Origin of the sequence: Halomonas sp. 25-S5, assembly GCF_029889845.1 — a bacterium.
Lineage (GTDB): Bacteria > Pseudomonadota > Gammaproteobacteria > Pseudomonadales > Halomonadaceae > Halomonas.
In genome coordinates this window covers 110,609-128,301 of the sequence record NZ_JARANV010000002.1, presented here as the reverse complement: position 1 = coordinate 128,301, position 17,693 = coordinate 110,609, and the positions used below count along the sequence as shown (strand labels likewise).

At 68.6% G+C, this 17,693-nt stretch carries 17 protein-coding genes; 7 read left to right on the top strand and 10 right to left on the bottom strand.

Annotation, left to right across the window (positions count from 1 at the left end):
- Nucleotides 1-28: 28 nt before the first annotated feature.
- From OP498_RS02590 to OP498_RS02570, 5 genes are read right to left on the bottom strand one after another with little or no spacing between them, the layout of a single operon-like run.
- Nucleotides 29-1,093 (bottom strand): spermidine/putrescine ABC transporter substrate-binding protein, encoded by a 1,065-nt coding sequence (locus tag OP498_RS02590; protein WP_280546604.1) that lies wholly within the window; start codon nucleotides 1,091-1,093, stop codon nucleotides 29-31.
- 42 nt (nucleotides 1,094-1,135) lie between these two features.
- Nucleotides 1,136-1,933 (bottom strand): ABC transporter permease, encoded by a 798-nt coding sequence (locus OP498_RS02585; RefSeq protein WP_280546602.1) that lies wholly within the window; start codon nucleotides 1,931-1,933, stop codon nucleotides 1,136-1,138.
- Nucleotides 1,930-2,853 (bottom strand): ABC transporter permease, encoded by a 924-nt coding sequence (locus OP498_RS02580; RefSeq protein WP_280546600.1) that lies wholly within the window; start codon nucleotides 2,851-2,853, stop codon nucleotides 1,930-1,932. The genes OP498_RS02585 and OP498_RS02580 overlap by 4 nt, the downstream gene beginning before the upstream one ends.
- Nucleotides 2,854-2,863: 10 nt before the next feature.
- Nucleotides 2,864-3,991 carry an ABC transporter ATP-binding protein gene (locus tag OP498_RS02575; protein ID WP_280552350.1) on the bottom strand — a complete coding sequence of 376 codons (1,128 nt, stop codon included), beginning with the start codon at nucleotides 3,989-3,991 and terminating at the stop codon, nucleotides 2,864-2,866.
- Nucleotides 3,992-4,023: 32 nt separating this feature from the next.
- Nucleotides 4,024-5,310: an FAD-binding oxidoreductase gene (locus tag OP498_RS02570; protein ID WP_280546598.1), complete on the bottom strand. Its 1,287-nt coding sequence runs from the start codon at nucleotides 5,308-5,310 to the stop codon at nucleotides 4,024-4,026.
- A gap of 393 nt (nucleotides 5,311-5,703) precedes the next feature.
- On the opposite strand from OP498_RS02570, the gene OP498_RS02565 reads away from it, so the two are divergent.
- A complete protein-coding gene (locus OP498_RS02565; protein ID WP_280546597.1) occupies nucleotides 5,704-7,062 on the top strand; it encodes an aspartate aminotransferase family protein in 1,359 nt (452 codons plus the stop codon).
- A gap of 37 nt (nucleotides 7,063-7,099) precedes the next feature.
- Here the strand turns inward: OP498_RS02565 and moeB are convergent, their stop codons facing one another.
- Genes moeB through hemA form a run of 5 tightly spaced genes read right to left on the bottom strand, consistent with a single transcriptional unit; the run spans nucleotide 7,100 to nucleotide 11,676 of the window.
- The gene (gene moeB, locus OP498_RS02560; RefSeq protein WP_280552348.1) at nucleotides 7,100-7,870 is read right to left on the bottom strand and encodes a molybdopterin-synthase adenylyltransferase MoeB; all 771 of its coding nucleotides are present in this window, start codon (nucleotides 7,868-7,870) and stop codon (nucleotides 7,100-7,102) included.
- Between the two features lie 8 nt (nucleotides 7,871-7,878).
- Nucleotides 7,879-8,379: an Lrp/AsnC ligand binding domain-containing protein gene (locus tag OP498_RS02555; RefSeq protein WP_280552346.1), complete on the bottom strand. Its 501-nt coding sequence runs from the start codon at nucleotides 8,377-8,379 to the stop codon at nucleotides 7,879-7,881.
- Nucleotides 8,380-8,431: 52 nt separating this feature from the next.
- Complete coding sequence (prmC, locus tag OP498_RS02550) at nucleotides 8,432-9,307, bottom strand: peptide chain release factor N(5)-glutamine methyltransferase (RefSeq protein WP_280552343.1); 876 nt, start codon at nucleotides 9,305-9,307, stop codon at nucleotides 8,432-8,434.
- On the bottom strand, nucleotides 9,304-10,398 hold the full coding sequence (gene prfA / locus OP498_RS02545; RefSeq protein ID WP_280546592.1) for a peptide chain release factor 1: 1,095 nt from the start codon (nucleotides 10,396-10,398) through the stop codon (nucleotides 9,304-9,306). The genes prmC and prfA overlap by 4 nt, the downstream gene beginning before the upstream one ends.
- Before the next feature lie 9 nt (nucleotides 10,399-10,407).
- Nucleotides 10,408-11,676 (bottom strand): glutamyl-tRNA reductase, encoded by a 1,269-nt coding sequence (hemA, locus tag OP498_RS02540; protein ID WP_280552341.1) that lies wholly within the window; start codon nucleotides 11,674-11,676, stop codon nucleotides 10,408-10,410.
- A 202-nt stretch (nucleotides 11,677-11,878) separates the two neighbouring features.
- On the opposite strand from hemA, the gene OP498_RS02535 reads away from it, so the two are divergent.
- From OP498_RS02535 to pth, 6 genes are all read left to right on the top strand, one after another.
- On the top strand, nucleotides 11,879-13,645 hold the full coding sequence (locus OP498_RS02535; protein ID WP_280552339.1) for a tetratricopeptide repeat protein: 1,767 nt from the start codon (nucleotides 11,879-11,881) through the stop codon (nucleotides 13,643-13,645).
- Nucleotides 13,646-13,666: 21 nt separating this feature from the next.
- Nucleotides 13,667-14,278, top strand: coding sequence for a lipoprotein insertase outer membrane protein LolB (lolB, locus tag OP498_RS02530; protein ID WP_280552336.1), 612 nt, complete (start codon nucleotides 13,667-13,669; stop codon nucleotides 14,276-14,278).
- A 1-nt stretch (nucleotide 14,279) separates the two neighbouring features.
- A complete protein-coding gene (gene ispE, locus OP498_RS02525; protein ID WP_280552334.1) occupies nucleotides 14,280-15,149 on the top strand; it encodes a 4-(cytidine 5'-diphospho)-2-C-methyl-D-erythritol kinase in 870 nt (289 codons plus the stop codon).
- A 109-nt stretch (nucleotides 15,150-15,258) separates the two neighbouring features.
- Entirely contained in the window at nucleotides 15,259-16,188 is a 930-nt protein-coding gene (locus tag OP498_RS02520) for a ribose-phosphate pyrophosphokinase (RefSeq protein WP_280546766.1), read from the top strand.
- A gap of 127 nt (nucleotides 16,189-16,315) precedes the next feature.
- On the top strand, nucleotides 16,316-16,969 hold the full coding sequence (locus OP498_RS02515) for a 50S ribosomal protein L25/general stress protein Ctc (RefSeq protein ID WP_280552332.1): 654 nt from the start codon (nucleotides 16,316-16,318) through the stop codon (nucleotides 16,967-16,969).
- 85 nt (nucleotides 16,970-17,054) lie between these two features.
- On the top strand, nucleotides 17,055-17,639 hold the full coding sequence (pth, locus tag OP498_RS02510) for an aminoacyl-tRNA hydrolase (RefSeq protein ID WP_280552330.1): 585 nt from the start codon (nucleotides 17,055-17,057) through the stop codon (nucleotides 17,637-17,639).
- The last annotated feature ends 54 nt before the right edge of the window (nucleotides 17,640-17,693 follow it).

Genomic DNA, 17,693 nt, shown 5'->3' with positions numbered 1-17,693 from the left:
CCCCGGCCCGATGCCGGGGGCCCTGCGCTCAGCGAGACTGGACCTCGGACCACAGCTGCTGGAAGGTCTGCAGGGCATCGCCTTCCAGGCTGGGGGTGAAGCGCAGTCGCTCCATGTCCGCCTCACTGGGCTGGACAGGCGGCTCGATCAGCACCGCGTCCAGGTAGGGCTTGGCGGCCGCATTGGGGCTGGCGTAGTAGTTGTAGTTGGAGAGCTGGGCGCCCACCTCGGCGTCGAGGATGAAGTCGATGAACTTGTGCGCCATGTCCGGGTTGGGGGCCTTGGCGGGGATGAGCATCGAGTCCACCCACATCTCGGCGCCCTCGTCGGGGATCATGAACGCGAGGTTCTCGAAGGACTCCGGGTTCTCATCCTTGAAGAAGAGGTAGTCGCCATTGTAGGAGAGCCCCACATGGGTGACGCCGCGGGCCAGCTGCTGCAGCGCCGGGGTGCCATCGGTAAAGCCGCTGAAGGTGTCGCGCCCCTTGGTGTCGATCAGCAGGCGCGCGGCCTCCTTCCAGGCCTCAGGATCGGTGCAGTCGTAGCCGTGCCCCAGGTAGGCGCAGGCGCCACCGAGGCTCACCTGGCCATCGCCCATCAGGGCGAAGGGATGGTCGGGATTGACCTCGGGATCGAACAGCAGCGACCAGCTCTTGGGCGCGTCTGGGAAGGTCTCGGTGTTGTAGACCACCCCGGTGGTGCCCCACTGGTAGGGGGCGGTGTACTCGGCCCCCGGGTCGTAGGCCGGATCCTGGAACTGCTGCATGACGTTGTCGAGATTATCGAGCTTCGACTTGTCGAGCTTCTGCACCAGGCCGGTCTGGATCAGACGCGGCACATAGTAGTTGGACGGCACGATGATGTCGTACTGCGAGACCCCGCCGGCATTGAGCTTGGCGAACATCTCGGGCAGCGAGTTGAAGTAGTTCTGCACGACGTCGACGTCGTACTTCTCCTCGAAGGCCTCGATGATCTCGGGGTCCATGTATTCGGTCCAGTTGAACAGGTAAAGCTTGTTCTCCTGGGCCTGGACGCTGCCGGCCAGCAACGCAGCGCCGACGGACAGGGCAAGTGCGGTCTTGTTGATTGTCATCTCGGACTCTCCTCGTTTCCCCTAAGGGAAGGGTTGGCCGGCTCATGCCTGCCGGCGACGGCTGAACACCAGACTGATGAGGGCGGCAAGGGCCACCGCGCCGATCATCAGCGTGGCGATGGCATTGATCTCGGGCGACACGCCCTTCTTGATCGCTCCCCAGATGTAGATGGGCAGGGTCGCGCTCTCCGGCCCCGCGGTGAAGAAACTGATCACGAAGTCATCCACCGACAGCGTAAAGGAGAGGAAGAACGCCGAGATCAACGCTGGCTTGATGGTCGGAAGCATGAAATGCACGACCCGCTTGACCGGCGTGGCGTAGAGATCCTTGGCGGCCTCGAAGAGCGTCGGATCCAGACCCACGAAGCGCGAGTAGACGATCAGCGCCACGAAGGGGATCTGGAAGGTGATGTGGGCGATGATCATGGTGCCGAGGCCCGGCTGCAGCAATCCCGTCAGGCGATGGATCTGCACGAAGAAGGTCATCTCCGAGATACCGAAGACGATGTCGGGCAGCACGATGGGCAGGTAGATCAGCACGATCAGCCACCCCAGCTTGCGGTGGCGATGGCGATACATGCCGTAGCCGATCAGGCAGCCGACCCCCAGCGCGATCACCGACGAAGTGATCGCCAGGATCATGCTGTTGGCGAAGGCCGAGAGGATCTCTTCGTTGCCCATCAGGCGGCCATACCAGCGCAGCGAGATGCCGGTGAAGGTGGCCGCACTGTTGGAGGCATTGAAGGAGAACAGCACCACCACGGCGAGCGGCAGATACAGGAAGGCCAGAGTGAACCACCAGAAGCCGGTCAGGCCGCGCTTGAGCGTGCGCTTTCTCATATCACCACCTCCTCGCCGCCACCCAGGCGTTTGCCGATGCGACGCATGGCGAACAGCCCCACGAAGGTGGCGATCAGCATCAGGATCGCGCCAGCCGCGCCCAGCGGCCAGTTGGCCCCGCCGGCGAACTGGTTGGCCACCAGGTTGCCGAGCATCATGCCCTTGCCGCCGCCGAGCAGCTCGGGGATCACGTACATGCCGAAGGCAGGGATCGCCACCAGCACGATGCCGGCCAGCAGCCCCGGCAGGGTCTGGGGGAAGACGGCGTGCCAGAAGGCCCGCACCGGCGAGGCGAAGAGGTCCTGGGCGGCCTCCACCTGGGCGGTGTCGAGCTTCTCGAAGGCGGCGTAGAGCGGCAACACCATGAACGGCAGGAAGTTGTAGACCAGGCCCAGGGTCACCGCGAAGTTCGACGGGTAGAGCCCCATGTTGGGGGCAATGAAACCGAGGCTCTCGGCCAGGTTGGACAGCGGCGTGCCCGGGGCGAGCAGGTTCATCCAGCCGAAGGTGCGGATCACCTGGTTGGTCCAGCTCGGCACCACTACCAGCAGCAGCATGATCGGCCGCCATCTGGCGCGGCAGGTGCTGATGTAGTAGGCGATGGGATAGGCGACGACCACCACCAGGCCGGTGGAAACCAGCGTCTGCCACAGCGAGCGCAGCAGGGTATAGAGGTTGCCGGGGCTCCAGCCCAGGAAACCGAAGCCCGCCAGGCGCCGGAAGGACTCCAGCGACAGCGGCATCTCCGGCAGGCCATAGGGGCCGTTGGTCATGAAGGCCACGCCCATCAGGTAGGCGCTGGGCAGCACCAGGAAGATGACGATCCAGGTGGCCCCCGGGGCCACGGTGAACAGCAGGTGCCGTGATTCCCGCACCATGCCACGGCTGCGGGCGGAGGGCGTTACGCCGGTGTAGGCCATGTGCGTCTCCTCACTCGCTCAGGGTGACAAGGTCTTCGGGGGCCACCGAGACCGTGACCCGGTCCCCCACCTCGGGCAGGTGCCTGCCCCGGTTGTTGAGGGTTGCCTGCAGGGTGCTTGCGCCGATCTCGAGGCGATACTCGGCATGGCTGCCGCGGTAGAGCCGCTCGCTTACCACGGCGGGCAGGTGGTTCTCGCCCGCCACCTCGCCGGGCAGCAGGTCCAGGGTCTCGGGACGGATCAGCAAGAGCTCGCCCTGCCCGGCCTCCTCGGCGGTGAGTTCGCCCAGCGACGTGGTCAGCCGGTCGCCGTCGCGAGCGGTAATCGGGTAGAGGTTGTCGTGGCCCATGAAACGGGCGACGAAGGCATTCACCGGATGTTCGTAGACCTGGCGAGGCGGCCCGACCTGCTGGATGACCCCGCCGTTCAGCACGGCGATGCGATCCGACATCACCATCGCCTCCTGCTGGTCGTGGGTGACGAAGACGAAGGTCATCCCCAGCCGCTTCTGGACGCGCAAGAGCTCCACCTGCAACTGGCTACGCAGGCCGGCGTCCAGGGCCGAGAGGGGTTCGTCGAGCAGCAGCACGTCGGGCTCGTTGACCAGGGCGCGGGCAAGTGCGATGCGCTGGCGCTGACCACCGGAGAGCTGGTCGATGCGACGGTCCACCAGATCGCCCAGTTGGATGAACTCGGCGATCTTCGCCACACGGGCCTCGCGTCTCGCGGGGGACATGCCGCGCATCTTGAGGCCGAAAGCCAGATTCTCGCGTACGGACAGATGCGGGAAGAGCGCGTAAGACTGGAAGACGGTATTGACGCTGCGCTTGTGGGGCGGCACCTCGGTGATGTCCCTGCCGCCGATGGCGAGGCGGCCATCGTCGGCCTCCTCGAGGCCGGCGAGGATGCGCAGCAAGGTCGTCTTGCCACAGCCCGAGGGGCCGAGCAGGGTAAAGAACTCGCCAGGTTCGATGGTCAGATCCACGCCGTCCAGTGCCACGGTGTCGCGGCCGAAGCGCTTGTGCAGGCCCTTCATCTCGATGGAGGAGGCCTCTCGGGTCGCCTCGGCTTGCGTCGTCTCCCCAGCCGGGCGCGCTCCCGGTGACTCGGTGGCTTCCGTCGCGATGGTGTCGCTCATGGGCGTGCCCTCTCGGTTCTCGATGGCCCGGTTCACAGCCGGTCTCGCAGTTTGTAGAAGTTGGTGGCCAGCACCAGCAGGGGCTTGCGCAGCAGGGCACCGCCCGGAAAGTGCCGGTGGGGCATGGAGGCAAAGACGTCGAAGCGTTCGCTCTGCCCGGCGATAGCCTCGGCCAACAGCTTGCCCGCCAGCCCCGCCAGGGCCATTCCATGTCCGGAGTAGCCCTGAGCGTAATAGACGTTGCTGCCAAGCCGGCCGAAGTCGGGCGCCCGATCGAATGTGATGGCCACGTCCCCGCCCCAGCGGTAGTCGATGCGCACGCCCTTGAGCACGGGAAAGATCCGCGCGATCTTGGCGTCCATGCGCGCCTCGAGGCCTCGCGGTTCGCGACCGTCGTAGCTGACCTCACCACCATAGATCAGGCGCCGGTCGGCCGAGAGCCGATAGTAGTCGAGCACGAAGTTGGCATCCGACAGGGCATCATTGCGGGGCAGCACCCGAGCCGCCCGCTCGGGCGAGAGCGGCTCGGTGGCGATCATGTAGTTGGCGGCGCGCATGATGCGGCCGGAGAGCTCGGGCACGAGGCCAGCCTGATAGGCGTTGGTACCCAGCACAACGAAGTCGGCAGTCACACGGCCCGCGGCGGTGATCACGCTGACCGGCTGACCGTGGCGGATCTCCACGGCGGCACTTCGCTCATGGATGGTCACCCCGGCCTGGCGGGCCGCCCGCGCCAGGCCCAGGGTGTAATTGAGGGGGTGCAGGTGGCCGCCCTCCGCATCGTGGAGGGCGGCCGGATAGGCCTCGGTCGCCACATGCTCGCGCAGCGCATCGCCCTGGAGCATGGTGAGCGCCGAGTAGCCGTAATCGCGCGCCATGCGCTCGCGAAAGGCCTCGAGTTCGTGCACGTGGCGCCGCTTGACCGCGGCATGCAGGTAGCCCCAGGCCAACTCGCAGGGAATCGCATGGCGCTCGACCAGTTCGGCGGTCAGGCGAACCGCTTCGCGGCTCATCTCCCAGATGTCCCGGGCACGCTCTCGGCCCAGGGCCTTCTCCACGGTGCCGATGTCGGTACCCAGGCCGGGGAGGATCTGCCCCCCGCTGCGCCCGGAGGCGCCATGCCCGATCTGCCCGGCCTCCAGCAGCACCACCGAGTAACCCCGCTCGGCGAGGTGCAGTGCCGCCGAGCAGCCGGTGATGCCGCCGCCGACCACGCAGACATCGGCCCGCACCTCGCCTTCGAGCGGAGGGCAGTCACCGAGCTCGACGGCGATGGAGTCGCGATACCAGGAGGCGGGTGGTGGTGGCGGGGTCGTCATGCGTGACACCTGTCTGTGATGCGCGGTGCGCTGGTTGTTATTGGATCACTCGCCCGGCGAACGGGCCCGGGCAGGCCACCTCAGTTTGACACCAGCACCACAACAGCTGTCAAGTATTTAATACCTTGAAGGATGCCGGGCTCCACACGAGATCAGATGGCAACTCCACGATATTTTCACAAAACTTTGTTTCCAAAGTAAAATAACGAAAGTCACAGAAAGAAAAGACAGGTGAACGTCAGGCAGGCATCCGCAAATCCAGGCAGGTGTCGTCAATTAATCACCATCACCCAGGCGTGGCTCAGCACGCAAGGCTCAGCAGAAATCCCTTTCATCGACTCGACACACCCCCCATCCTCTCATCAAGACCACGCCCCGACCGAGGAGACCACCATGAAGACGTCGACTGCCCCTACCCCCCATGCCGTCGAGAACGGCAAGGGAGCCAGCCCGCTGAACCACCACTACTGGATGCCGTTCAGCGCCAACCGCGACTTCCATGCCCATCCGCGGGTGATCACGGCCGCCGAGGGACGCCACTTCATCGACGACCGCGGACGGCGACTGTTCGACTCCCTCTCCGGGCTCTGGACCTGCGGCGCCGGCCACAACCGCGCCGAAATCCAGCAGGCGGTGGCGGCCCAGCTGGGCCGGCTGGACTACGCCCCGGGCTTCCAGGTCGCTCACCCGCTGGCCTTCGAGCTGGCCGAACGGGTGGCGACGCTGACCCCGCCGGGGCTGGACCACGTGTTCTTCACCGACTCCGGCTCCGAGTCCGCTGACACTTCCGTGAAGATGGCGCGTGCCTACTGGCGACTCCAGGGGCGCCCGGAGAAGACCCGGCTGATCGGCCGCGCCAAGGGCTACCACGGCGTCAACGTGGGCGGCACCAGCCTCGGCGGGATCGGCGCCAACCGCAAGCCCTACGGCCAGCTGCTGGACGTCACCCACCTGCCCCACACTCTCCAGCCGGCACTCGCCTTCACCCACGGCCAGGCGGAGAGCGGGGCGGAGCTCGCCGACGCCCTGCTCGACCAGATCGCCCTGCACGACGCCTCAAACATCGCCGCGGTGATCGTCGAGCCCATGTCCGGTTCGGGCGGGGTCATCGTGCCGCCGGTGGGCTATCTGGAACGGCTGCGCGAGATCTGCTCCGCCCACGACATCCTGCTGATCTTCGACGAGGTGATCACCGCCTTCGGCCGCGCCGGGGCGCGTACCGGGGCCGAGGCCTTCGGCGTCACCCCGGACATCATGAACGTGGCCAAGCAGCTTACCAACGGCGCGGTGCCCATGGGGGCCGTGATCGCCTCCCGCGAGATCTTCGACACCTTCACGGCGGGAGGCGGGCCGGCGCATGCCATCGAGTTCCCCCACGGCTATACCTACAGCGCCCATCCCGTGGCATGCGCCGCGGCGCTGGCGACCCTGGATCTGTTCGAGCGCGAGGACTTCCCCGGCCAGGTACGAGCCATCGCCCCGGCGTTCGAGGAGAAGCTCCACGCCCTCAGGGGCCGTCCTCATGTGGTGGATATCCGCAACCACGGCCTGGCCGGGGCCGTGCAGCTCGCTCCCCGCGACGGTGACCCGACCATCCGCCCGCGGGATGCCCACCTGGCGCTGTGGGAGGCGGGCTTCTACGTGCGCTACAGCGGCGACACCCTGCAGTTCGGCCCACCCTTCGCCAGCACGGAGACGGAGCTCGAGCGGCTCTTCGATGCCGTGGCCACGACCCTGGACCGGCTGGCGTGACGAGCAGCCCCGGGGAGCATCGACCATCGACCTCGCCTCAGGCCGGGCAGCAGACCGGACAGGCGGGGTCGCGGGGCACCCGGAAGTGGCGCCATTGGCCGCCGAGGCCGTCGAAGGTGGAGAGCCCGCGGTGGGGCGTGCCGGCGCCGCTGACCAGCTTGATCGCCTCCAGTGCCTGGAAGCTGCCGATCAGCCCCACCAGCGGCGCGACCACACCGCTCTCGGCACAGCTGAGCGCCTCGTCGCCCTCCCCACTCTCCCCACTCTCCCCTCCCCCAGGCGGATAGAGGCAGGCATAGCAGGGGGAGTCGGGGTCGCGGGCATCGAAGACGGCGAGCTGGCCGGAGAAGCGGATCGCCGCCCCGGAGACCAGCGGTACCCGCGCCGTACAGCAGGCGGCGTTGATGGCATAGCGGCTGGAGAAGCGGTCGGTGCAGTCGAGCACCACGTCCGCCTCGGCGACCGCCCGCGCCAGCGCCGCGCCGTCGAGATGCTCGGTGATCGCTTGAATGGCGCAGCCGGGATTGAGGGCGAGCGCCGCCTCCCGGGCCGACTCGGCCTTGTTGCGACCGAGGTCGGCGGTGGCGTGGGCGATCTGGCGCTGCAGGTTGGAGAGCTCGACCTGGTCGGCGTCGGCCAGGGTCAGCCGGCCGAGGCCCGCGGCCGCCAGGTAGAGGGCCACCGGCGAGCCCAGCCCGCCGGCGCCGACCACCAGGGCGTGGCCGGCCAGCAGCCGCTCCTGGCCGTCGATGTCGATCGGGTCGAGCATGATCTGACGGCTATAGCGCAGCAGGGCCTGGTCATCCATCGCGGGGCTCACTTCTCCTCGAACTCCTCGATCTCGGGTACGTGGAGGCTGAAGTCCTCCTTGACCTCCTCCATCACCACATAGCTCTTGGACTCCTTCACCCCGGGCAGGGTCAGCACCACGTCGCCGAGCAGCTGGCGATAGGCGGACATCTCGGGAATCCGGCACTTGAGGATGTAGTCGAACTGCCCCGACACCAGGTGGCACTCCTGGATCTGCGGCAGCTTGGCCACGGCGCGACGGAACTCGTCGAACACCGCCGGCGACTGGGTCTCCAGGCTGATCTCGACGAACACCAGCAGGTTGGCCTTGAGCGCCCGGGGATCGAGCAGGGCCTTGTAGCCGCGAATGATGCCGGCGCGCTCCAGACGCTTGACACGCTCCAGGCAGGGCGTGGTGGAAAGCCCGACCCGTGAGGCCAGGTCGACATAGGAGATGCGGGCGTTCTCCTGCAGGCAGCGCAGGATCTTGAGGTCGATGCGGTCGAGCGAGCGGGTCTTGGGTTTCATGAATGCAAAGTCAACGAGACGTGGCGTTTTTTACTGACCAAGATGTACCACATCACGCCCCCTCCCCTCCAGTCTCGCCCTCAACGTGACGCCCCAGGCTGACCCGGTCGTGACCGCCGAAATCGCGTAAGGTCGCGACCTCCCCATAGCCGGCCGCGGCGAGGGCGTCGCGCACCGCCTCCCCCTGGCCATGGCCATGCTCGAGCAGCAGCCAGCCACCGGGGACGAGGTGGGCACGGGCCTCGCCCACCAGGTGGCACAGGTCGGCCAGCCCCTGCTCGGCGGCCACCAGGGCGCTGTGCGGCTCGAAGCGCAGGTCACCCTGGCGCAGGTGCGGGTCGTCCGCGGCGATATAGGGCGGGTTCGAGACGATGAGCGCGAAGCGCTCGCCGCCGGCCTCGCGGTCCAGCGCCGCGAACCAGTCTCCCGCACGGAAGTCGACGTTGCCGATGGCGAGGCGCTCGGCATTGTGCCGGGCCAGGGCCACCGCCTCCGGGCTAAGGTCGATGCCGACCACCGACCAGCCGGGTCGCTCGCTGGCGAAGGCCAGGGCAATGGCGCCGGTGCCGGTGCCGAGGTCCAGCAGCCGTCCCTGCGGGGAGGCACCATGCGCCAGGGCCGCCTCCACCAGCCGCTCGGTATCGGGGCGGGGAATCAGGGTGTGCGGCGAGGTGGAAAGCCGCAGCCCCCAGAACTCGCGCTCACCGGTCAGGTAGGCCACCGGCTGGCCGGCGGCGCGCGCCGCCAGCAGCGCCTCGAAGCGGGCCCGCTCGAAGACCGGCACCTCGCGGTCGCCCCAGGTGTAGAGCCAGGTGCGATCGACGCCCAGCACGTGGCAGAGCAGCACCTCGGCATCGAGCCGTGCGCTCGGCGAGCCGGCATCAACGAGGCGCCGAGCCGCCCGCGCCAGCAGAGCGTCGAGGGTCATCCGGCGTCCTGCTGGAGGGCCGCCAGCTGCTCGGCCTGGTACTCGTGGATCAGCGGCTCGATCACGTCGTCGAGCTGCTCGCCGCTGACCACCTCGGAGAGCTTGTAGAGCGTCAGGTTGATGCGGTGATCGGTGACCCGGCCCTGGGGGAAGTTGTAGGTCCGGATGCGCTCGCTGCGATCACCCGAGCCCACCAGGCTGCGCCGGGCATCGGCCTGCTGCTGCCGCTGGCTGGCCACGGCCGACTGCTTGAGCCGCGCGGCGAGCAGCGACATCGCCTTGGCGCGGTTCTTGTGCTGGCTGCGCTCCTCCTGGCACTCCACCACCACGCCGCTGGGCAGGTGGGTGATGCGGATCGCGGAGTCGGTGGTGTTGACGTGCTGGCCGCCGGCCCCGCTGGAGCGGAAGGTGTCGACCCGCAGGTCGCCCGGGTCGATATCGATGTCGCCCACCTCGTCGGCCTCGGGCATCACCGCCACCGTGCAGGCGGAGGTGTGGATGCGCCCCTGGGACTCGGTGGCCGGCACGCGCTGCACCCGGTGGGCGCCGGACTCGAACTTGAGCCGGGCATAGACCCCCTCGCCCCTGACCCGCGAGATGATCTCCTTGTAGCCGCCCTGCTCGCCATGGCTGGCACTCACCACCTCCACCTTCCAGCCGTGCTGCTCGGCGTAGCGCGAGTACATGCGAAAGAGGTCACCGGCGAACAGCGCCGCCTCGTCGCCGCCGGTGCCGGCGCGGATCTCGAGGAAGACGTTGCGCCGGTCGTCGGGGTCCTTCGGCACCAGCAGCTGCTTGAGCCGGACCTCGAGGGCCTCCAGCCTGTCGCGCCCCTCGTCCCGCTCGAGCTCGGCCAGCTCGCGCATCTCGGCGTCGGCATCGCCGAGGAACTGTTCGGCGGAGGCGATGTCGGCCTCCACGGCGCGATACTCGCGCCAGGCCTCCACCAGGGGTTCGAGCTCGGCATATTCCCGCGAGTAGTCGCGGAAGCGGGTCTGGTCGCTGATCACCTCGGGCTCCGCCAGCAGGGCGGAAAGCTCCTCGAAGCGCTCGACGAAGGCATCGAGGCGCTGGCGCAGGGTGGCTTTCATCGGCGCATCCTATCGGGAGTGGTCGGTGGATTCATCCAGCAGCAGGGCGGTGGCGGCCTCCAGCAGGTCGCGACGCTCCAGGGAGGCCGCCTCGCGCATCGCCACGGTGGGACGGTGCATCAGCCGGTTGGTCAGCTGGTGGGCCAGGCGGCGGATCACCAGTTCGGGGTCCTCGCCGCGGGCCAGGCGCGCCAGGGCCTGCTGCTCGGAGAGCTCGCGCATGGCCTCGCCGCGGGCGCGCACGTCGCGGATCAGCTCGCCGCCGCTGCGGATCCGCCGCTCGTGCTGCCAGTTGCCCACGCCGTGCTCGATCAACGACTCGGCCTGGTCGGCGGCCACCTGGCGATGCCGGCGGTTCTCCTCGATGACCTCCTGGAGGTCATCGACGGTGTAGAGGAAGACATCGCTGAGCTCGCCCACCTCGGGCTCGATATCCCGGGGCACGGCGATGTCGACCATGAAGACGGGGCGATGGCGGCGCTTCTTCAGCGCCCGCTCGACCATGCCCTTGCCGAGGATCGGTAGCGGCGCGGCGGTGGAGGAAATCACGATGTCGGCCTCGACGAGGGCCTCGGGGATCGCATCGAGGGTGATCGCCTCGCCGCCCAGCGGGCCGGCCAGCGCCTCGGCCCGCTCGCGGGTGCGGTTGGCCACGGTGAGCCGGCGCACGCCGGCCTCGTGAAGGTGGCGCGCCACCAACTCGATGGTCTCGCCGGCGCCGATCAGCAGCGCTCGCGAGCGGGTGAAGTCGCCGAAGATACGGCTGGCCAGGCTCACCGCCGCATAGGCCACCGACACCGGGTTGCGACCGATGCCCGTCTCGGTGCGTACCTGCTTGGCCACGGCGAAGGTGTTCTGGAACAGGCACTCCAGCTCACCGCCCAGGCCACGGGCCCGGCGGGCCGTCTGGTAGGCTTCCTTGAGCTGGCCCAGTATCTGCGGCTCGCCCAGCACCATGGAGTCCAGCCCCACCGCCACCCGCATCAGGTGTCGGGCCGCGTCATTCTCGTGGAAGTGATAGGCACAGCGCGTGAGGTCCTCCACCCTCAGCCCATGGAAACGACCCAGCCAGTCGAGGATCTCGCGCTCGCCGACGGCATCGGTGACGCAGTAGAGCTCGGTGCGATTGCAGGTGGAAAGGACCGCCGCCTCGCGCACCTCCGGCAGGGCACGCAGCTCGACCAGCGCCGCCTCAAGCTGAGTCGGCGAGAAGGCGACCTGCTCGCGCACCTCGATGGTGGCAGTCCGGTGGTTGATTCCCAGGGCAAGAAGCGTCATGCGTTCGGGGTCTTCGCGAGTCGTGGTTCCGGCAGGGGCGCAGTGGTGATGTCCGCCGACGCGGACCGCCCATCCTCGAAGCGCCGCATTCTACCACAGGCCACCCATCCGGGGCGCAATGGCATCCCGTGATCAGGATCATGCTTTGCCCGGGGGAGGCGAGCCGTTATGCTGGCCACTCGTCCTTTGGCACGAGACGCGCATGCCCCGCGTAACGCTCCCCCGAATCACTCGCCGCTTCCCCCTGGCGCCGCTGGTGCTGGCGACTCTGCTCGCCGGCTGCCAAGGCATGCCGGGGGCCTCCTCGGCCGCCGAACCCGCCGAGGACCCGATGGCGGATGCGCCCCCGGTCACCCGCGGCCTGGATGCCGACAGCCTCTCGGGCCTGCTGGAGGCCGAGCTGGCCGGACAGCGCGGCGACTATCCGCGTGCCACCCGCGGCTTTCTCGACGTCGCCGAGCGCTACGGCTCCGCGGCCCTCGCCGAGCGCGCCACCCTGGCCGCCCGCTTCAGCGAGGATGCCCGGCTGCTCGAGGACACCGCACGACGCTGGCAGGCCCTGGCCCCCCAGAGCGATGCTCCCGCGCGCCTGCTCTCCAGCCTCGCCATCCAGCGCGGCGACTGGGACGCCGCCCTGGCGCAACGCCTGGCCGCCATCTCGCGTGGCGCCCAGGAGGAGCTGACCGGCTTCGTGGAGAGCGCCCTCGAGGCCGGGACCGACCCGGCACCACTGCTGGCGAGGATGCGTGAACACCTGGCCAACCTCGACGAGACACGCCACGACAGCGAACTGGCCACCGCCCTGCTGGAGGCCGCCACCGGCGAGCGCGGGGCGGCCGAGCAACGCCTGGCGCGACTGGCCCGGGCGGCTCCGGAGCTTCCCGAGCTATGGCAGATCCGTGCCCGCCTGGCGCTGGAGGCCGACGATCCGGCGAGCGCTCGGTCGGCGGCGCGGCGCGGCCTGGAGGTGGCACCGGGCGACCCGCGCCTGATGCTGTTGCTGGCGCGCGCCGAGATCCGGCTGGGCCGCATCGAGGCCGCCGAGGCCACCACCGACGCCCTGCTCGACGACCACGGTGACGATCCCGAGCTTCGCCTCGGCCTGGCACGGCTGTTCCTGGAGGAGGAGCACCTGCCCCCGGCGCGCCGCCTGCTGCTGCCTCTGGTCGGCGATGACGAGGCCCCGCCGCTGGCCTTCCTGCTGCTGGGCGCCATCGCCGAGGAGGAGGACGAGGTGGACAACGCCCTGCTTTATTATCGCCAGGTGCCCGAGGGCGAGCAGTTCCTGAACGCCCGCCTGAGTGCGGCTCGGATGCTGATCGCCGATGACCGGCTGCTCGACGCGCGCACCTTCCTGCGCCTCGAGCGGCTGCGCCACGAGACCTACTACAGCGAACTGGTCTCCCTGGAGGTCGAGCTGCTCGACGAGGCGGGACTCGACGAGCAGGCCGATGCCCTGCTCGACAGTGAGCTCTCCCGGCGCCCCGACGACGAGCAGCTGCGCTACCAGCGGGCCATGCGTGCCTTCACCGACGGTGACCTCGCCGCCATGGAGGCGGACCTTCGCCATGTCATCGAGGCCGCCCCGGACAACGCCCATGCCCTTAACGCCCTGGGCTACACCCTCGCCGATGCCAACCTCGAGGGCCGTCTGGAGGAGGCACGCGAGCTGATCGAGCGGGCCCACGCCCTCGAACCGGGCAACCCGGCGATCCTCGACAGCCAGGGCTGGGTCCGCTACCGCCAGGGCGACCCCGAGGGCGCCCTGCCCTGGCTCGAGCGCGCCTGGTCGGCGATGCCCGACCAAGAGATCGCCGCCCACCTCATCGAGGTGCTCTGGGCGCTGGGCCAGGAGGAGCGCGCACGCGACCTGCTCGAGGAATCCCAGCGACGCTTCGAGGAGCGCCCGCTGATCGACGAACTGCTGCAACGCTACCCAGAGCTCGGCGTTCCCGGGCGTGACGACTGACCCTGACGAACGGAACTCGCCATGACGACACTGCCGCGACTGCTGATCCCCCTGTTCGCCCTGGCCCTGCTGGCCGGCTGTGCCGGCCGGGCGCCCGCTCCCGAGGGCGAACGCGCCGCGGGCCAGTGGCAGGCCCAGGCCGAGCGCCTGGCCGAACTCGACACCTGGATACTGGTGGGCAAGGCCGGCCTGCGCACCCCCGAGGACTCCACCAGCGCCAACCTGGACTGGAGCCAGCACCCCCATTACTACCGGCTGCTGATCAGCGGGCCCTTCGGCAGCGGGCGCAGCACCCTGGAGGGACGCGAGGGGCGCTTCTCGCTGACCACCGCCGAGGGGCGCTTCGAGGCCGAGACCCCGGAGGCACTGATGGAACAGCAGCTGGGCTGGTCGCTGCCGGTCAGCGCACTCTCCGACTGGATCCGCGGCCTGCCGGCGGACGACAGCGCCCACCGACTGGAGAAGGACGAACTGGGCTTCCCGCTTCGCCTCGAGCAGGATGGCTGGGAGATCGCGTACCGCGACTGGGTGCGCGTCGCCGACCTCTGGCTGCCCAGGCGCCTGGTGATGACCTATGACGACCTGCGGGTCACCCTGGTGGTCACCGACTGGCGCCCGGCCCTCGACGACTGACATGCCACGGCCCCCTCCCCTTGCCGAGGCGCTGGTGCTACCGGCGCCGGCCAAGCTCAATCGTCTGCTGCACATCACCGGCCGCCGGCCGGATGGCTACCACACGCTGCAGACGCTGTTCCAGTTCCTCGATCACGGCGACACCCTCACCCTGCGCGGCCGTCAGGACGGCGAGATCCGCCTCTCCCCCCGCCTGCCCGAGGTGGCGGCCGAGGACAACCTGGTCGTGCGCGCCGCTCGCCTGCTGCAGGCCGAGAGCGGCTGCCGCCTGGGCGCGGACATCCACCTCGAGAAACGTCTACCCCTGGGCGGGGGGCTCGGCGGCGGCAGCTCGGATGCCGCTACCACCCTGCTCGGCCTGGATGCCCTCTGGGGACTCGGCCTCGGCCTCGCGCACCTGGCCGGCCTCGGCCTCGCCCTGGGAGCCGACGTCCCGGTGTTCGTGCATGGCCGTGCCGCCTGGGCCGAGGGGGTCGGCGAACGCCTCACCCCGGTCGCGCTCGACACTCCCTGGTTCGTGGTGATCCACCCGGGCGTGACGGTCGCCACCGCGGCGGTGTTCGGGGCGCCGCAATTGACACGCCACACCCCCCCGATTACCATGGCGCGCGCACTGCAGGGGGGAGCGGAGAGCTGGAGCAACGACTGCGAGCCCACCGTCCGGGAACTGTATCCCGAGGTGGCGCATGCGCTCGACTGGCTGGCGACCCGAGCGCCGACCATGCTGACCGGCACCGGCGCCTGTGTCTTTGCCCGGCTCGGCAGCGAGGCGCAGGCCGACCAACTCCTGGCCGAGACGCCCGAGGGCTGGCAAGCCTTCAAGGCCCACGGGCTGAATCGCTCACCTCTCCATGCTGCGCTGGGTCGATGACCCTCACCCGCCCACGGGCGCCGAGGCATCCCTGAACACCCCGGAACAACCATCGACCCGAATCCCTGAAGACCCAACACAGCAAAGGTGGCTGCGCGTGTCAAAATTGATGGTTTTCGCCGGGAATGCCAATCCCGAACTCGCCCGAAAGGTCGCCGAGAGTCTGGACACCTACCTGGGCAATGCCACGGTCGGCCAGTTCAGCGACGGCGAGGTCGCGGTCGAGATCAACGAGAACGTGCGCGGCAAGGATGTGTTCATCCTGCAGTCCACCTGTGCACCGACCAATGACAACCTGATGGAACTGATCCTGATGGTGGACTCCCTGCGCCGGGCCTCCGCCACCCGGATCACCGCCGTGGTGCCCTACTTCGGCTACGCTCGCCAGGACCGCCGCGTGCGTTCCGCGCGGGTGCCGATCTCGGCCAAGATCGTCGCCGACATGATGGTCAAGGCCGGCGTCGACCGGGTCATGACCATGGACCTGCACGCCGACCAGATCCAGGGCTTCTTCGACGTGCCGGTGGACAACGTCTACGGCTCGCCGATCCTGCTCGACGACATCGAGCGCCAGAACTACGACGACCTGGTGGTGGTATCGCCGGACGTCGGCGGCGTGGTGCGGGCCCGCGCCATCGCCAAGCAGCTCAACGCCGACCTGGCGATCATCGACAAGCGTCGCCCCTCGGCCAACCAGGCCCAGGTGATGCACATCATCGGCGAGATCGAGCACCGCACCTGCGTGGTGGTGGATGACATGATCGATACCGCCGGCACCCTGTGCAAGGCCGGCGAGGCCCTCAAGGCCCGGGGCGCCCGACGCGTGGTCGCCTACGCCACCCACCCGATCCTGTCGGGCCCGGCGGTGGACAACATTACCGGCTCGGTGCTCGACGAGGTGGTGGTGACCGACACCATCCCCCTCTCCGAGATCGCGCGGCGCAGCGGCAAGATCCGCCAGCTCAGCGTCGCCGGACTGATCGCCGAGGCGATCCGCCGGGTCAGCAACGAGGAATCCGTCAGCGCCATGTTCCACTGAACGCGGGCCCGCCGGGACTCGCTCGGTGGGACGAGGCGCGGGACACATGCCCTGCGGGGCTCCCGGAAACGTCGTGGTCTGGTCGCGGGCCACGGCGCTTTCCTTACTTCCAGAAAGAGGCAATTCCATGTCCGATTACACACTCAATGCCAGCGTTCGCAACGACCTGGGGAAAGGTGCGAGCCGCCGCCTGCGTCGTGCGAACGAACAGGTGCCGGCCATCATCTATGGTGGTGAGCAGGCGCCGCAGCCCATTGCCGTCGACAAGACCAGCTTCTACAAGGCGCTGGAAGACGAGGCGTTCTTCTCTTCCGTGATCAACCTTCACGTGGATGGCAAGGCCCAGCAGGTGGTGGTGCGTGACCTGCAGCGTCACCCCTACAAGCCGCTCATCACCCATGCCGATTTCCTGCGGGTCGATGCCACCCACGAGATCTCCCTGCGCGTGCCACTGCACGTGGTGGGCGAGGACCAGTGCAAGGGCATCAAGGACGAGGGCGGTGAGCTCCATGTGCTCTCCAACGAGGTGGAAGTCAGCTGCCTGCCGAAGGACCTGCCCGACTTCCTGGAGATCGACATCAGCGAAGTCGAGCTGGGCACCACCCTGCACCTCTCCGACCTGAACGTGCCGGCCGGCGTGACCCTGGTCGCGCTCAGCCATGGCGAGGATCACGACAACGCCGTGTTGAGCATCACCAAGCCCAAGGTCCGCGGTACGGAAGAGGACGAGGAAGGCGGTGAAGCCGCCGAGGGCGAAGAAGGCGAAGGCAGCGCCGAGTAATCGCGCCTGCCGGGGGCCATGCGCGGCATGGCCCTCCTTTCATCGATCAAGCGCCTCGGCGCTTGATTTTTTTTGGAGACACGAGATGAGCCAGGTCAAGGCGATCATCGGCCTGGGCAACCCCGGGGCCGACTACGAGGCCACCCGCCACAACGCCGGTGCCTGGCTAGTGCAGGCCGTGGCGAGGGCGGCGGGCGGCGAGTTGCGCCCCGACAGGAAGTTCCTGGGCCTGCACGCGCGGGTGAGGCTCGACGGCCAGGAGCTGCACCTGCTCGAGCCCACCACCTTCATGAACCGCAGCGGCGGCGCCGTGGCGGCCCTCTGCCAGTTCTTCAAGCTGGCACCGGACGAGCTGCTGGTGGCCCACGACGAGCTCGACATGCCGCCGGGCACGGCACGCTACAAGACCGGCGGCGGGCACGGCGGGCACAACGGACTGCGCGACATCATCCGCGCCCTGGGCAACGACCGGGCCTTCCATCGCCTGCGCATCGGCATCGGTCATCCCGGCGATAGCCGTCAGGTGACGAATTACGTGCTGGGTCGGCCCGGCAAGACCGAGCGTAGCGCTATCGACGCCGCCATCGACGAATGCCTGGCCACCCTGCCCCAAGCCATGGCCGGCGACTGGGCAAAGGCCATGAACCGGCTGCACAGCTTTTCCGCCTGACGCGGAAAAGCTAGCTGTATGCTTGAAGCGTTAAGCTGTAAGTCACCCCGACTG

What these genes read in the sequence shown, in the direction of transcription:
- OP498_RS02565 (WP_280546597.1), top strand. Translation starts at nt 5,704, where the DNA reads ATGAAGACGTCGACTGCCCCTACCCCCCATGCCGTCGAGAACGGCAAG.
- OP498_RS02590 (WP_280546604.1), bottom strand. Translation starts at nt 1,093, where the DNA reads ATGACAATCAACAAGACCGCACTTGCCCTGTCCGTCGGCGCTGCGTTG.
- prmC (WP_280552343.1), bottom strand. Translation starts at nt 9,307, where the DNA reads ATGACCCTCGACGCTCTGCTGGCGCGGGCGGCTCGGCGCCTCGTTGAT.
- ispE (WP_280552334.1), top strand. Translation starts at nt 14,280, where the DNA reads ATGCCACGGCCCCCTCCCCTTGCCGAGGCGCTGGTGCTACCGGCGCCG.
- lolB (WP_280552336.1), top strand. Translation starts at nt 13,667, where the DNA reads ATGACGACACTGCCGCGACTGCTGATCCCCCTGTTCGCCCTGGCCCTG.
- OP498_RS02580 (WP_280546600.1), bottom strand. Translation starts at nt 2,853, where the DNA reads ATGGCCTACACCGGCGTAACGCCCTCCGCCCGCAGCCGTGGCATGGTG.
- OP498_RS02570 (WP_280546598.1), bottom strand. Translation starts at nt 5,310, where the DNA reads ATGACGACCCCGCCACCACCACCCGCCTCCTGGTATCGCGACTCCATC.
- hemA (WP_280552341.1), bottom strand. Translation starts at nt 11,676, where the DNA reads ATGACGCTTCTTGCCCTGGGAATCAACCACCGGACTGCCACCATCGAG.
- OP498_RS02520 (WP_280546766.1), top strand. Translation starts at nt 15,259, where the DNA reads ATGGTTTTCGCCGGGAATGCCAATCCCGAACTCGCCCGAAAGGTCGCC.
- OP498_RS02585 (WP_280546602.1), bottom strand. Translation starts at nt 1,933, where the DNA reads ATGAGAAAGCGCACGCTCAAGCGCGGCCTGACCGGCTTCTGGTGGTTC.
- OP498_RS02575 (WP_280552350.1), bottom strand. Translation starts at nt 3,991, where the DNA reads ATGAGCGACACCATCGCGACGGAAGCCACCGAGTCACCGGGAGCGCGC.
- prfA (WP_280546592.1), bottom strand. Translation starts at nt 10,398, where the DNA reads ATGAAAGCCACCCTGCGCCAGCGCCTCGATGCCTTCGTCGAGCGCTTC.
- OP498_RS02555 (WP_280552346.1), bottom strand. Translation starts at nt 8,379, where the DNA reads ATGAAACCCAAGACCCGCTCGCTCGACCGCATCGACCTCAAGATCCTG.
- OP498_RS02515 (WP_280552332.1), top strand. Translation starts at nt 16,316, where the DNA reads ATGTCCGATTACACACTCAATGCCAGCGTTCGCAACGACCTGGGGAAA.
- moeB (WP_280552348.1), bottom strand. Translation starts at nt 7,870, where the DNA reads ATGGATGACCAGGCCCTGCTGCGCTATAGCCGTCAGATCATGCTCGAC.
- OP498_RS02535 (WP_280552339.1), top strand. Translation starts at nt 11,879, where the DNA reads ATGCCCCGCGTAACGCTCCCCCGAATCACTCGCCGCTTCCCCCTGGCG.
- pth (WP_280552330.1), top strand. Translation starts at nt 17,055, where the DNA reads ATGAGCCAGGTCAAGGCGATCATCGGCCTGGGCAACCCCGGGGCCGAC.